This window comes from Myroides oncorhynchi, assembly GCF_020905415.1.
Lineage (GTDB): Bacteria > Bacteroidota > Bacteroidia > Flavobacteriales > Flavobacteriaceae > Flavobacterium > Flavobacterium oncorhynchi_A.
The window spans coordinates 610,702-624,162 of the sequence record NZ_JAJJMP010000001.1 but is presented as its reverse complement, the minus strand read 5'-3'; the positions used below and the strand labels follow the sequence as shown (position 1 = coordinate 624,162).

Annotated in this window: 24 protein-coding genes and 1 pseudogene; 24 read left to right on the top strand and 1 reads right to left on the bottom strand. The window is 35.5% G+C overall.

Features of this window, described 5'->3' with window-relative positions; all coding sequences use genetic code 11:
- Positions 1-220: 220 nt before the first annotated feature.
- Positions 221-307, bottom strand: a pseudogene (locus LNQ81_RS18240) (pentapeptide repeat-containing protein); the annotation flags it as partial.
- Positions 308-1,195: 888 nt separating this feature from the next.
- Between LNQ81_RS18240 and rpsL the strand changes: the two are divergent.
- From rpsL to rplO, 24 genes are all read left to right on the top strand, one after another.
- A complete protein-coding gene (gene rpsL / locus LNQ81_RS02770; RefSeq protein ID WP_090410210.1) occupies positions 1,196-1,576 on the top strand; it encodes a 30S ribosomal protein S12 in 381 nt (126 codons plus the stop codon).
- Between the two features lie 25 nt (positions 1,577-1,601).
- On the top strand, positions 1,602-2,078 hold the full coding sequence (gene rpsG, locus LNQ81_RS02765) for a 30S ribosomal protein S7 (protein WP_229944651.1): 477 nt from the start codon (positions 1,602-1,604) through the stop codon (positions 2,076-2,078).
- A 21-nt stretch (positions 2,079-2,099) separates the two neighbouring features.
- Entirely contained in the window at positions 2,100-4,235 is a 2,136-nt protein-coding gene (fusA, locus tag LNQ81_RS02760) for an elongation factor G (protein ID WP_229944650.1), read from the top strand.
- A 12-nt stretch (positions 4,236-4,247) separates the two neighbouring features.
- Positions 4,248-4,553 (top strand): 30S ribosomal protein S10, encoded by a 306-nt coding sequence (gene rpsJ, locus LNQ81_RS02755; RefSeq protein WP_006259497.1) that lies wholly within the window; start codon positions 4,248-4,250, stop codon positions 4,551-4,553.
- 108 nt (positions 4,554-4,661) lie between these two features.
- Positions 4,662-5,279: a 50S ribosomal protein L3 gene (gene rplC / locus LNQ81_RS02750; RefSeq protein ID WP_229944648.1), complete on the top strand. Its 618-nt coding sequence runs from the start codon at positions 4,662-4,664 to the stop codon at positions 5,277-5,279.
- Positions 5,279-5,908 carry a 50S ribosomal protein L4 gene (rplD, locus tag LNQ81_RS02745; RefSeq protein WP_229944647.1) on the top strand — a complete coding sequence of 210 codons (630 nt, stop codon included), beginning with the start codon at positions 5,279-5,281 and terminating at the stop codon, positions 5,906-5,908. The genes rplC and rplD overlap by 1 nt, the downstream gene beginning before the upstream one ends.
- 7 nt (positions 5,909-5,915) lie before the next feature.
- Entirely contained in the window at positions 5,916-6,206 is a 291-nt protein-coding gene (rplW, locus tag LNQ81_RS02740) for a 50S ribosomal protein L23 (RefSeq protein WP_229944645.1), read from the top strand.
- Between the two features lie 6 nt (positions 6,207-6,212).
- Entirely contained in the window at positions 6,213-7,037 is an 825-nt protein-coding gene (gene rplB, locus LNQ81_RS02735; protein ID WP_229944643.1) for a 50S ribosomal protein L2, read from the top strand.
- An 11-nt stretch (positions 7,038-7,048) separates the two neighbouring features.
- Positions 7,049-7,327 (top strand): 30S ribosomal protein S19, encoded by a 279-nt coding sequence (gene rpsS / locus LNQ81_RS02730; protein WP_229944641.1) that lies wholly within the window; start codon positions 7,049-7,051, stop codon positions 7,325-7,327.
- Between the two features lie 9 nt (positions 7,328-7,336).
- Complete coding sequence (rplV, locus tag LNQ81_RS02725) at positions 7,337-7,747, top strand: 50S ribosomal protein L22 (RefSeq protein ID WP_229944640.1); 411 nt, start codon at positions 7,337-7,339, stop codon at positions 7,745-7,747.
- 8 nt (positions 7,748-7,755) lie between these two features.
- The gene (gene rpsC, locus LNQ81_RS02720; protein ID WP_229944639.1) at positions 7,756-8,475 is read left to right on the top strand and encodes a 30S ribosomal protein S3; all 720 of its coding nucleotides are present in this window, start codon (positions 7,756-7,758) and stop codon (positions 8,473-8,475) included.
- A gap of 18 nt (positions 8,476-8,493) precedes the next feature.
- The gene (gene rplP / locus LNQ81_RS02715) at positions 8,494-8,913 is read left to right on the top strand and encodes a 50S ribosomal protein L16 (RefSeq protein ID WP_229944637.1); all 420 of its coding nucleotides are present in this window, start codon (positions 8,494-8,496) and stop codon (positions 8,911-8,913) included.
- A 13-nt stretch (positions 8,914-8,926) separates the two neighbouring features.
- Positions 8,927-9,118 (top strand): 50S ribosomal protein L29, encoded by a 192-nt coding sequence (rpmC, locus tag LNQ81_RS02710; RefSeq protein WP_229944636.1) that lies wholly within the window; start codon positions 8,927-8,929, stop codon positions 9,116-9,118.
- Between the two features lie 17 nt (positions 9,119-9,135).
- Positions 9,136-9,393, top strand: coding sequence for a 30S ribosomal protein S17 (gene rpsQ / locus LNQ81_RS02705; RefSeq protein WP_121964028.1), 258 nt, complete (start codon positions 9,136-9,138; stop codon positions 9,391-9,393).
- A gap of 2 nt (positions 9,394-9,395) precedes the next feature.
- Complete coding sequence (gene rplN, locus LNQ81_RS02700) at positions 9,396-9,764, top strand: 50S ribosomal protein L14 (RefSeq protein ID WP_121964027.1); 369 nt, start codon at positions 9,396-9,398, stop codon at positions 9,762-9,764.
- A gap of 12 nt (positions 9,765-9,776) precedes the next feature.
- Positions 9,777-10,091: a 50S ribosomal protein L24 gene (gene rplX, locus LNQ81_RS02695; protein WP_229944635.1), complete on the top strand. Its 315-nt coding sequence runs from the start codon at positions 9,777-9,779 to the stop codon at positions 10,089-10,091.
- Between the two features lie 2 nt (positions 10,092-10,093).
- Positions 10,094-10,645: a 50S ribosomal protein L5 gene (gene rplE / locus LNQ81_RS02690; RefSeq protein WP_229944634.1), complete on the top strand. Its 552-nt coding sequence runs from the start codon at positions 10,094-10,096 to the stop codon at positions 10,643-10,645.
- A gap of 2 nt (positions 10,646-10,647) precedes the next feature.
- Complete coding sequence (rpsN, locus tag LNQ81_RS02685; protein ID WP_006259483.1) at positions 10,648-10,917, top strand: 30S ribosomal protein S14; 270 nt, start codon at positions 10,648-10,650, stop codon at positions 10,915-10,917.
- A gap of 21 nt (positions 10,918-10,938) precedes the next feature.
- Positions 10,939-11,337 (top strand): 30S ribosomal protein S8, encoded by a 399-nt coding sequence (gene rpsH, locus LNQ81_RS02680; protein ID WP_010251728.1) that lies wholly within the window; start codon positions 10,939-10,941, stop codon positions 11,335-11,337.
- Between the two features lie 17 nt (positions 11,338-11,354).
- Positions 11,355-11,897, top strand: coding sequence for a 50S ribosomal protein L6 (gene rplF, locus LNQ81_RS02675; RefSeq protein WP_229944633.1), 543 nt, complete (start codon positions 11,355-11,357; stop codon positions 11,895-11,897).
- Positions 11,898-11,908: 11 nt separating this feature from the next.
- Positions 11,909-12,259 (top strand): 50S ribosomal protein L18, encoded by a 351-nt coding sequence (gene rplR / locus LNQ81_RS02670; protein WP_121964023.1) that lies wholly within the window; start codon positions 11,909-11,911, stop codon positions 12,257-12,259.
- Between the two features lie 6 nt (positions 12,260-12,265).
- Entirely contained in the window at positions 12,266-12,790 is a 525-nt protein-coding gene (gene rpsE / locus LNQ81_RS02665) for a 30S ribosomal protein S5 (protein ID WP_006259479.1), read from the top strand.
- Between the two features lie 12 nt (positions 12,791-12,802).
- On the top strand, positions 12,803-12,985 hold the full coding sequence (gene rpmD / locus LNQ81_RS02660) for a 50S ribosomal protein L30 (protein WP_229944632.1): 183 nt from the start codon (positions 12,803-12,805) through the stop codon (positions 12,983-12,985).
- A gap of 11 nt (positions 12,986-12,996) precedes the next feature.
- Complete coding sequence (rplO, locus tag LNQ81_RS02655) at positions 12,997-13,449, top strand: 50S ribosomal protein L15 (RefSeq protein ID WP_229944631.1); 453 nt, start codon at positions 12,997-12,999, stop codon at positions 13,447-13,449.
- Positions 13,450-13,461: the final 12 nt, after the last annotated feature.

The window sequence follows — 13,461 nt, the reverse complement described above, 5'->3', positions numbered from 1 at the left end:
GGGGCAAAGTTAGTTATAATATATTTCTAAAAAACGCGCAAAGATAGATTAATGTAGTGGAGAGCGTTTAAAATTAGTATGTATATTTTGTTGGTGTTTATTATCACTGAGTTTTTGGTATGTTATATTAAGGTAAGTACTCTTATTTATTAGTAAACAGTACCTATGAGTTCATGTGCAGGCTACAGTGTTATACGAAGTATGTAGTTCTAAGGGATGCTTAATGTAGGTAGGCTTGTCGTAGGTAGGCTTGTCGTAGGTAGGCTTGTCGTAGGTAGGCTTGTCGTAGGTAGGCTTGTCGTAGGTAGGCTTGTCGTAGGTAGGTTTATAATGTTTATGAAGTATGGTCTGTGCTATAATAAAGACCATAATAGTGTTGTGGTCTTTTAATATACTTTCTAAAAGTAATTGTGTAACCTTAAATTAACAACTATTATTTACAACAAATCAATTCTACTTTACATTTCTTCTGTTTGGTGTGACAGCACAGTAGAGTGTGTTTTAATCACTGACCTTACTCTGTTTAGTACAAATCATTCCCGTCTCTACGTTATTAGCGGATTTGATACATAAGAGAAATGCATAAAGATGTCTTTTTTAGGCTGTTGAAGAAGGGGTGGTCGGCTGGTGGTCGGTATGTGATAGGCATGTGCTCGGCTTAAAAGTACTATAAAATAGCCTATCACCTGCCTATCATATAGGTATCACTATCCTATTAAATTGAACTCATATGCTATTTGCTGTTTGTTCCATCTTCTTTTAGTGAGGTTGTTAAGGAATTAATTTGTTCATAGTGGAATTAAAAAATCGAAAAGCGCAGTGAATTACGAGCGGATAAGTAATTTGGGATCACAGAATAGTTTTGTAATGGGTGTGAAAACTTATTTTTGACAGTAAAGAATAGGGTGCTTTATTAGAGATAAGTGATATTTAGCTTTTTTGGTGTTATTATTGTTTGATAGATAGGTGTTTAATACTGCATAATTAGCAATGGATATTAAATATAATTGTTGATAACTTTTTTGAAATAGTTGAAAAGGAAAGAAAAAGTTATTGTGAGTAGTATTTTGGATTTAAAAAATTAATTATGTTGAAAATTAATGCTTTGTGATTTGAATAATTGAAAAATAGTTATACATTTGCAACCCCGTATATAGTGCGGAATAATATATTGTAGAAATTATTAATAAACATTATGCCAACAATTCAACAATTAGTAAGAACAGGGAGAACCCAATTGACTAAGAAGAGTAAATCGGTTGCTTTGGATTCTTGTCCTCAAAGAAGAGGGGTTTGTACGCGTGTTTATACTACTACACCTAAAAAACCTAACTCTGCAATGCGTAAAGTTGCAAGGGTACGTTTAACAAATGGTAATGAAGTAAACGCATACATCCCAGGTGAAGGACACAATTTACAAGAGCACTCGATAGTATTAGTTAGAGGTGGAAGGGTAAAAGATTTGCCAGGTGTTAGATACCACATTGTACGTGGTGCTTTGGATACTGCTGGAGTAAGCGGTAGAACTCAAAGAAGATCTAAATACGGAGCAAAACGTCCTAAAGACAAAAAATAATCGTTTAAACGTTTAAGAAGAAGACATGAGAAAAAGACAGGCGAAAAAGAGACCTCTTTTACCAGATCCAAAATTTAATGATCAATTAGTGACGCGTTTTGTGAACAACTTAATGTGGGACGGTAAGAAGTCAACGGCTTTTAAAGTATTTTATGATGCTTTAGCAATCGTTGAAGAGAAAAAACAAGATGAAGAAAAATCTTCATTAGAAGTATGGAAAGAAGCATTGACTAACGTTATGCCGCACGTAGAGGTTCGTTCTCGTCGTGTTGGAGGTGCTACATTCCAAATTCCAATGCAAATTCGTCCAGATAGAAAAATCTCTATGGCGATGAAATGGATGATTTTGTATGCTAGAAGAAGAAATGAGAAATCTATGGCTGGTAAATTAGCGTCTGAAATCTTAGCTGCTGCTAAAGAAGAAGGAGCTGCTGTTAAAAAGAGAATGGATACTCATAAAATGGCTGAAGCTAATAAAGCATTCTCTCACTTTAGATTTTAATCCATACAGAAACTATATACAATGGCAAGAGATTTAAAATATACAAGAAACATTGGTATCGCTGCACACATCGATGCTGGTAAGACTACAACTACTGAACGTATTTTGTTCTACACTGGTAAAAACCATAAAATGGGAGAGACTCACGAAGGATCTTCTACTATGGACTGGATGGAGCAAGAGGCTGAAAGAGGGATTACTATTACATCAGCAGCTACTACTTGTACTTGGAATTTTCCAACAACTCAAGGAGCTGTAATACCTGAGTCTATGGAGTACCACTTCAATATTATTGATACTCCTGGACACGTTGACTTTACTGTAGAGGTAAACCGTTCTTTACGTGTATTAGATGGATTAGTATTCTTATTTAGTGCAGTTGATGGTGTTGAGCCTCAGTCTGAGACTAACTGGAGATTAGCTGATAACTATAAAGTTCCACGTATGGGATTCGTTAATAAGATGGACCGTCAAGGATCTAACTTCTTAATGGTATGTCAGCAAGTAAAAGATATGTTGAAATCAAATGCAGTGCCAATCGTTTTACCTATTGGTGATGAAGCAGATTTCAGAGGTATCGTTGACTTAGTTAAAAACCGTGCAATTGTATGGCATGATGAGAATCATGGTTCTACTTTTGATGTGGTTGCTATCCCAGAAGATATGTTGGCTGAAGTAAAACAATACAGAGGTCAGTTAATCGAAGAGATTGCTGCTTATGATGAGAATCTTCTTGAGAAATATATGGAAGATGAGAATTCAATCACAGAGGATGAAATTCACGTTGCTTTACGTGCCGCTACTCTTGATATGAGTATCATTCCTATGACTTGTGGATCTTCATTCAAAAATAAAGGTGTTCAGTTTATGTTAGACGCTGTATGTCGTTACTTACCTTCTCCAATGGATAAGGAAGCTATCGAAGGAACAGATCCTGATACTGAAGAGCCAATTATTCGTAAGCCATCAGTTACTGAGCCGTTCGCTGCGTTAGCGTTTAAAATTGCTACTGACCCATTCGTAGGTCGTTTAGCTTTCTTTAGAGCTTACTCTGGACACTTAGATGCTGGTTCTTATGTGTTAAATACTCGTTCTGGAAATAAAGAGCGTATTTCTCGTATCTACCAAATGCATGCTAACAAGCAAAATCCAGTTGAATATATTGAGGCTGGAGATATTGGAGCTGCTGTTGGATTTAAGGATATTAAAACTGGAGATACTTTATGTGATGAAAAAAATCCTATCGTATTAGAAAGTATGGTGTTCCCTGATCCAGTTATCGGTATCGCTATTGAACCAAAAACAAAAGCGGATATGGATAAAATGGGTACTGCTTTAGCTAAATTAGCTGAGGAGGATCCAACTTTTACAGTTAAGACTGACAAAGCGTCTGGACAAACTGTAATCTCTGGAATGGGAGAGTTACACCTAGATGTATTAATCGACCGTATGAGACGTGAGTTTAAAGTTGAAGTTAATCAAGGAGAACCACAAGTTGAGTACAAAGAAGCTCTTACACGCGATGCACAACATAGAGAAGCTTATAAAAAGCAATCTGGTGGACGTGGTAAATTTGCTGATATTGTATTCAAAATGGGGCCTGCTGATGACGTTGATGGAAAACCATTCGTTGGATTACAGTTCGTAAATGAAGTTAAAGGTGGTAACGTTCCTAAAGAATATATCCCTTCTGTAGAGAAAGGATTTAGAGAGGCGATGAAACAAGGGCCTTTAGCTGGATTCGAAATGGATTCAATGAAAGTAACTTTAACTGATGGTTCTTACCACGCGGTTGACTCGGATGCATTATCATTCGAATTAGCAGCTAAAATGGGATATAAAGCTGCTGCTAAAGCTGCTGGAGCGATCATTTTAGAGCCTATCATGAAGTTAGAAGTATTGACTCCTGAAGAAAATATGGGTGATATCGTTGGGGATTTGAACCGTCGTCGTGGACAAATCAACAGTATGGATGATAGAAATGGTGCTAAAGTTGTTAAGGCTTCAGTTCCATTATCAGAGATGTTTGGTTATGTAACTACATTAAGAACATTATCATCTGGTAGAGCTACTTCTACAATGGAGTTCTCTCACTACTCTGAAACACCATCAAACATTTCAGAGGCAGTAATCACTAAAGCAAAAGGAAACGCTTAATTTTAGAGTAAAATGAGTCAAAAAATCAGAATAAAATTAAAATCTTACGATCATATGTTGGTTGATAAATCAGCTGAGAAAATCGTAAAAACTGTAAAAAGTACAGGAGCAGTAGTAACAGGACCTATTCCATTACCTACTCATAAAAAAATCTTTACTGTTCTTCGTTCTCCTCACGTGAACAAGAAAGCTAGAGAGCAGTTTGAATTAAGTTCATACAAAAGATTGTTAGATATCTATTCTTCATCTTCTAAAACTATTGATGCTCTAATGAAGTTAGAGTTACCTAGTGGAGTTGAAGTAGAAATCAAAGTGTGATAATTACACGATAACAAGTAAAATCTATAACTAAGTATTAAGATGATAGGTCTTAATACTTAGTACTTTTAGAAAAATAAAAGAATTTATAATTAATAATTAATATTTATGTCTGGGTTAATTGGTAAAAAAATCGGCATGACAAGTATTTTCGATGAAAATGGAAAAAATATTCCATGTACAGTAATCGAATTAGGTCCAAATGTCGTTACCCAAGTCAGAACCATTGAGGTTGACGGGTATGAAGCGTTACAACTAGGTTTCGATGACAAGACAGAGAAGCATGCTACTAAAGCTGAGTTAGGTCACTTTAAGAAAGCTGGAACATCTGCTAAAAGAAAAGTCGTTGAAATCAAAGAATTCGCTGGAGAGTATAAATTAGGTGATGTTATCACTGCTGATTTATTCAACGAAGGAGAATTTGTAGACGTACAAGGTGTATCAAAAGGTAAAGGTTTCCAAGGGGTTGTTAAGCGTCACGGATTTGGTGGTGTTGGACAAGTTACTCACGGACAAAAAAACCGTTTAAGAGCACCTGGATCAGTAGGAGCTTCTTCTTATCCTTCTAGAGTATTCAAAGGAATGCGCATGGCAGGAAGAATGGGAGGAGTAAATGTAACAGTACAAAACCTTAGAGTTTTAAAAGTAGTAGCTGATAAAAATCTACTTGTTGTTAAAGGAGCTATTCCTGGACACAAAAACTCTTATGTAATCGTTCAGAAGTAATGGAAGTAAAAGTTTTAGATATCACAGGAAAAGATACTGGTAGAAAGGTTGAACTTTTAGATTCAGTATTCGGTATAGAACCAAACAATCACGCAGTATATCTTGATGTTAAACAATATTTAGCAAATCAAAGACAAGGTACTCATAAAGCTAAAGAAAGAGCTGAGATATCTGGAAGTACTCGTAAGATTAAAAAACAAAAAGGAACAGGAACTGCGAGAGCAGGAAGTATTAAATCTCCAGTGTTCCGTGGAGGAGGAAGAATTTTTGGGCCAAGACCTAGAAGTTATTCTTTCAAATTAAACAAAGCTTTAAAACGTTTAGCGAGAAAATCTGCTTTCTCTATCAAGGTGAAAGAATCAAATTTAATCGTTGTTGAGAACTTTAGTTTTGAGACACCAAGTACTAAAAATTTCATTAATGTATTGAAAGGTTTAGGATTGGAAAATAAAAAATCTCTATTTGTGTTTGGTGAATCAAATAAAAATGTATATTTGTCATCACGCAATTTAGGGAAGGCTGCTGTTGTAACTAACTCTGAATTAAGTACTTATGGTATTTTAAATGCTGGAAGTTTAGTGTTAACTGAGGGTTCTGTAGCGGGAATAGTAGAAAATTTAAGTAAATAATAGGAACATGAGTGTTTTAATTAAGCCTATAATTACAGAAAAAATAACTAAAGACGGCGAAATTTTCGGTCGTTTTGGGTTTGTTGTTGATAGAAGAGCTAATAAAATTGAAATTAAAAAAGCAGTTGAGGCTGCATATGGAGTTTCAGTTGTTAGCGTTAATACTATGAACTATGCTGCGAAGCGTTCTGTTAAATACACAAAAAGTGGTATGATCAACGCTAAAACTAATGCTTATAAGAAAGCAATAGTTGAATTGAAAGAAGGAGATAATATAGACTTTTATTCAAATATCTAATAAATAATGTCAGTTAGAAAATTAAAACCTATTACCCCAGGTCAGCGTTTTAGAGTTGTGAATAGTTTTGACGCTATTACAACTGATAAGCCGGAGCGTAGTTTACTAGCACCGAAAAAAAAATCTGGAGGTAGAAATAGTCAAGGAAAAATGACCATGCGCTACATGGGTGGTGGTCATAAACAAAGATACCGTATAGTTGATTTTAAAAGAACTAAAGTTGGTATCCCAGCTACTGTTAAATCAATAGAATATGATCCAAACCGTACAGCATTCATCGCTTTGATTGCTTATGTTGATGGAGCTAAATCATATGTTATTGCTCAAAGCGGTATGAAAGTTGGACAAACTGTAGTTTCAGGACTTGAAGCATCGCCAGAAGTTGGTAATGCTATGCCTTTAAGCAAAATTCCTTTAGGAACTGTTATATCTTGTATCGAATTACGTCCTGGACAAGGAGCTGTTATTGCTCGTTCAGCAGGTACTTTCGCTCAGTTAGTTGCTAGAGATGGTAAATATGCTACTATTAAAATGCCATCTGGAGAGATCCGTTTGATTTTATTAGAATGTATGGCTACTATCGGAGCAGTATCTAATCATGATCACCAGTTAATCGTTTCTGGTAAAGCAGGTAGATCAAGATGGTTAGGTAGAAGACCTAGAACTAGACCAGTAGCAATGAACCCAGTAGATCACCCAATGGGAGGTGGAGAAGGTCGTTCGTCAGGAGGACACCCACGTTCTAGAAACGGGATGCCTGCTAAAGGGTACAGAACTCGTTCTAAAGTTAAGTCGAGTAATAAGTATATCGTTGAACGTAGAAAGAAATAAAAGATTAAGACATGGCACGTTCGTTAAAAAAAGGACCTTATGTTCACTTTAAATTAGAGAAGAAAGTTCAAGTAAACGTAGAGAGTGGTAAAAATGGAGTAATTAAGACTTGGTCTAGAGCTTCAATGATTACACCTGACTTCGTTGGACAAACTATCGCAGTACATAATGGTCGTCAGTTTGTTCCTGTTTATGTAACAGAGAACATGGTAGGACACAAATTAGGGGAGTTTTCACCAACAAGATCTTTTAGAGGTCACGCTGGTGCAAAGAATAAAGGTAAAAAATAATAAGAAGCTATGGGAGTTCGTAAAAGAGAAAGAGCTGAGCAAATTAAAGAAGCTAACAAGCAAGTTGCTTTTGCAAAGCTAAACAATTGCCCTACTTCTCCTAGAAAAATGCGTTTAGTAGCGGATTTAGTAAGAGGACAGAAAGTAGAAAAAGCTCTAAATATATTAAAATTCAGTTCAAAAGAAGCTTCTCGTAATTTAGAGAAATTACTTTTATCTGCAATTGCTAACTGGCAAGCGAAAAACAGCGAAGCAAATATTGAAGAAGCTGGATTGATCGTTAAAGAGATTAGAGTAGATGGAGGAATGATGTTAAAAAGACTTCGTCCTGCACCTCAAGGTAGAGCACACAGAATCAGAAAACGTTCTAACCACGTTACAATCGTGTTAGGATCTAATAATAACACACAAAGCAATTAATAAGCAGTATGGGACAAAAGACTAATCCAATCGGGAATCGCCTTGGTATTATCAGAGGATGGGACTCAAACTGGTATGGTGGAAATGACTACGGTGATAAAATCGCTGAAGATCACAAGATCAGAAAGTATATCCATGCTCGTTTATCAAAAGCTAGTGTATCTAAAGTGATCATTGAGAGAACTTTAAAACTTGTAACCGTTACTATCACTACTGCCAGACCTGGTATTATTATCGGAAAAGGTGGACAAGAGGTAGACAAGTTGAAAGAGGAATTGAAAAAGATTACTGATAAGGAAATTCAAATCAATATCTTTGAAATCAAACGTCCTGAATTAGATGGATACTTAGTGGCTGCTAGTATCGCTCGTCAAATTGAGAGCAGAATTTCTTACCGTAGAGCTATCCGTATGGCTATAGCTGCAGCGATGAGAATGAATGCAGAAGGAATCAAAGTAATGATTTCTGGTCGTTTAAACGGTGCTGAAATGGCTCGTTCTGAGACTTTCAAAGATGGTAGAATTCCGTTGTCAACTTTCAGAGCAGATATCGATTATGCACTTGCTGAAGCTCATACTACTTATGGTAGAATGGGAATTAAAGTGTGGATCATGAAAGGTGAAGTTTACGGTAAAAGAGATCTTTCTCCGTTAGCTGGAATGGATAAAAAACAATCTAAGTCAGCAGGATCTCCAAAAGGAAAACCAAACCCACGCAAAAGAAAGTAATTTTTAAACTGAAGAAAAATGTTACAGCCTAAAAGAACAAAATACCGTAAGGTACAGAAAGGTAAAATGAAAGGGATTTCTCAAAGAGGGCATGAACTTTCAAATGGTATGTTTGGAATCAAATCTATGGACTCTTCATTTATCACTTCACGTCAAATCGAGGCAGCACGTATTGCTGCTACTCGTTTCATGAAGCGTGAAGGACAGTTATGGATTAAAATTTTCCCAGACAAACCTATCACTAAGAAGCCTCTAGAAGTACGTATGGGTAAAGGAAAAGGTGCAGTAGAATACTGGGTTGCTGTGGTAAAACCAGGAAAAATAATGTTCGAAGTTGGTGGAGTGCCAATTTCAGTAGCGAAAGAAGCTTTACGCTTAGCTGCTCAAAAACTTCCTGTAAAAACTAAATTTGTAATTGCTAGAGATTTCGAAGCATAATAAAATTTTTATCATGAAACAATCAGAAATAGTAAATCTATCTGTAGCTGAATTACAAGAGCAACTTACACAGTTGACTAGCACATATAATAACTTAAGATCTGCTCATGCAATTTCTCCAATCGAGAATCCAATACAACTTAAAGTTGTAAGAAGAAGTATTGCAAGAGTGAATACAGAGTTAAGTAAAAGAGAGTTACAATAATTGTATTCTGCCGAAAGATGGAAAATAGAAAATTAAGAAAAGAGAGAATAGGTGTTGTTACTAGCAACAAAATGGAGAAATCTATTGTTGTGTCTGAAACAAAGAGAGTAAAACACCCATTATATGGTAAGTTCGTGTTGAAAACTAAGAAATACGTTGCACACGACGAAACAAATGATTGCAACATTGGTGATACTGTAAAGATTATGGAGACACGTCCATTATCTAAATCAAAATGTTGGAGATTAGTTGAAATCATTGAAAGAGCGAAATAATTATGGTACAACAAGAATCTAGACTTAAAGTAGCAGATAATACGGGTGCAAAAGAAGTTTTGACAATCCGTGTTTTAGGAGGAACGAAACGTCGTTATGCCTCTGTAGGTGATAAAATTGTAGTTTCAATTAAAGAAGCAACTCCAAACGGGAGCGTGAAAAAAGGTAGCGTTTCAACTGCAGTTGTAGTTCGTACTAAAAAAGAAGTGAGAAGAGCTGATGGATCTTATATCAGATTTGACGATAACGCATGTGTATTGTTAAATGCTGCAGGTGAGATGAAAGGTACTCGTGTTTTTGGTCCGGTTGCAAGAGAGCTTCGTGAAAGACAATTCATGAAAATTGTATCATTAGCACCAGAGGTGTTATAATTCGTTCTAAACATGATTAAGCTAAAGATAAAAACAGGAGATACTGTACGAGTTATCGCAGGTGACTACAAAGGAACTGAAGGTAAAGTAGTACGTATTTTACGTGAAAAAAACAAAGCTATTGTTGAAGGGGTGAATATTATTTCAAAACACGTGAAGCCTAGTGCTTCTAACCCTCAAGGTGGGATTGTTAAAAGAGAAGCTCCTATCCAAATCTCTAACTTAGCGATCGTAGATCCTAAGACAAATGAAGTTACAAGAGTAGCTATCAAAAATGAGAATGGAAAAAATGTAAGAGTTTCTAAAAAATCAAATCAAGTATTATAGTTATGGCTTATATACCAAGACTTAAAGAAGAATATAAAAGCAGAGTTATCTCTGCTCTTACTGAGGAATTCGGTTATAAAAACGTAATGCAAGTTCCAAAACTTGAGAAAATCGTTGTTAGCCGTGGAGTTGGTGCTGCTGTTTCTGACAAAAAATTAGTTGATTACGCTGTAGAGGAATTAACTAAAATTACAGGACAAAAAGCAGTTGCTACTATCTCAAAGAAAGACGTTGCTACTTTTAAATTAAGAAAAGGAATGCCAATTGGTGCAAAAGTAACGTTACGCGGAGAGAGAATGTATGAATTTTTAGATCGTTTAGTAACTTCTGCTTTACCACGTGTAAGAGACTTTTCAGGTATTAAATCTGATGGTTTTGATGGAAGAGGAAATTATAACTTAGGTGTTACTGAGCAAATCATTTTCCCGGAAATCAATATCGATAAAGTTAACAAGATCGCTGGTTTTGATATCACTTTCGTTACATCTGCTATTACAGATAAAGAAGCGAAATCTTTACTTGCTGAATTAGGATTACCTTTTAAAAAGAATTAAGTATGGCTAAAGAATCAATGAAAGCCCGTGAGGTTAAAAGACAAGCATTAGTTGACAAATATGCTGCTAAGAGAACAGCTCTTTTAGAAGCTGGTGATTACGAAGGGTTACAAAAATTACCTAAAAATGCTTCTCCAGTTCGTTTACACAATAGATGTAAATTGACAGGAAGACCAAGAGGGTATATGCGTCAATTCGGTATTTCTCGTGTTACTTTCCGTGAAATGGCAAATAACGGTTTGATACCTGGAGTAAAAAAGGCAAGTTGGTAATTAAGATTTAAAGGTAAAAACATGTATACAGATCCAATAGCAGATTTCCTTACAAGAATTAGAAATGCTGTGAGAGCTAACCATAAAGTGGTTGAGATTCCAGCTTCGAATTTCAAAAAAGAAATCACAAAAATATTATTCGATCAAGGATATATCTTAAGCTATAAATTTGATGATAGTTCAGTTCAAGGAACAATCAAAATAGCTTTGAAATATGATAAAGACACAAAAGAGTCTGTGATTAGAGATATCCAAAGAATTAGTAAACCAGGTTTGCGTAAATACGCTTCTGCATCAGATCTTCCAAGAATCTTAAATGGTTTAGGAATCGCTATCGTGTCAACATCAAAAGGATTGATGACAGGAAAACAAGCGAAACAATTGAATGTTGGTGGAGAGGTTGTTTGTTACGTATACTAATTTAAAAAGACTACGAGATGTCAAGAATAGGTAAAAGTCCAATAGCAATCCCTGCAGGAGTAACGGTAGACGTTAAAGAAGGAGAGATTGTTGTAAAAGGTAAATTAGGAGAGCTTTCTCAAAAGTTTGATACAGTAAGTATTAAAATTGAAGAAGACCAGATAATTGTTGAACGTTCTTCAGATGATAAAATCGAAAGAGCAAAACACGGATTATACCGTAGTTTAATTAACAATATGGTTAAAGGAGTTTCAGAAGGATTTACTATCAGTTTGGAATTGGTTGGGGTAGGATATCGTGCTGCTAATCAAGGACAAAAGTTAGATTTAGCTTTAGGTTTCTCTCATAATATCGTAATGGATATTGCAAAAGAAGTTACAGTGGAAACTATATCTGAAAAAGGTAAAAATCCAATTATTAAATTGACTTCATTTGACAAACAATTAGTTGGTCAAGTAGCAGCAAAAATCCGTTCATTCCGTAAACCAGAACCTTACAAAGGAAAAGGTATCAAGTTTGTGGGTGAAGAGTTAAGAAGAAAAGCAGGTAAATCAGCTTAAAAATTAAGACTATGTCATTAACAAAATCTGAAAGAAGACAACGTATTAAATTCAGAATTAGAAAGATTGTTAGCGGTACTGCTGCTAAACCAAGACTTTCTGTATTCAGAAGTAATAAAGAAATCTATGCGCAAATCATAGATGACGTGAATGGAGTAACTTTAGCTGCAGCATCTTCAAGAGAAGCTGGTATAGCAAGAGGAACCAATATTGAAACTGCTGCATCGGTTGGGAAACTAATTGCAGAGAAAGCTTTGAAAGCTGGTGTAGAAACTGTATCTTTCGATAGAGGAGGTTATTTATACCACGGTCGTGTTAAATCATTAGCTGAAGGCGCTAGAGAAGCTGGATTAAAATTCTAATTAGTTATGTATCAAAATTATAAAAACGTAGAATTTGTAAAACCAACTGGTCTTGATCTTAAAGATCGTTTGGTTAGTGTAAACCGTGTTACTAAGGTTACTAAAGGTGGTAGAGCTTTCGGGTTTTCAGCTGTAGTAGTTGTAGGTGACGAAAACGGTGTAGTGGGTCATGGTTTGGGTAAGTCAAAAGACGTTTCTGAAGCAATCGCTAAAGCAGTAGAGGATGCAAAGAAAAACTTAGTTAGAGTTCCTTTAAATGGTCATACTATTCCTCACGAACAAAAAGGAAAATTTAGTGGAGCAAGAGTTTTATTGATGCCTGCATCATTAGGTACTGGAGTTATCGCTGGAGGTTCTGTGAGATCAGTTGTAGAGTCTGTAGGGATTAAAGATTTATTATCGAAATCTCAAGGTTCTTCAAATCCTCACAACGTGGTGAAAGCTACTTTTGACGCTTTATTACGTTTAAGAAGTGCTTCTACAGTTGCAAAACAAAGAGGAATTTCTTTAGAAAAAGTATTTAAAGGTTAATTTGAGAGAATTATGTCAAAAATTAAAGTAAAACAAGTAAGAAGTCAAATTAATTGCCCTCTTGTACAAAAGAGAACATTAGAGGCTTTAGGACTTCGTAAGATTGGTCAAGTTGTAGAACATGAAGCTACTTCAGCTATCTTAGGAATGGTAAGTAAAGTTCAACACTTAGTTTCTGTAGAAGAGGCTAAATAATATTGTAGAGTATGAATTTAAGTAATTTACAACCAGCAAAAGGTTCAGTACACAATCAAAACAAACGTGTTGGTCGTGGTGAAGGGTCTGGTAAAGGAGGAACTTCTACAAAAGGACATAAAGGTGCTAAATCACGTTCAGGATATTCTAAAAAGATCGGATTTGAAGGAGGGCAAATGCCACTTCAAAGACGTGTTCCTAAATTTGGTTTTAAAAATATCAATAGAGTAGAATACGATGTTATCAACTTAGAGAAATTACAGTCTTTAGTTGATAATGGAGTTATAAAAGATACTATTGATTTTGCTCTTTTAGTTGAGTTAGGATTAACTTCTAAAAATAGTTTAGTTAAGGTTTTAGGGCGTGGAGAGATTAAAGCAAAATTAAAAGTTTCTGCACACAAGTTTTCAGTATCTGCTAAAGAAGCAATTGAGGCAGCTGGTGGAGAAATTGTAACGTTATAAAATCTTAATAAA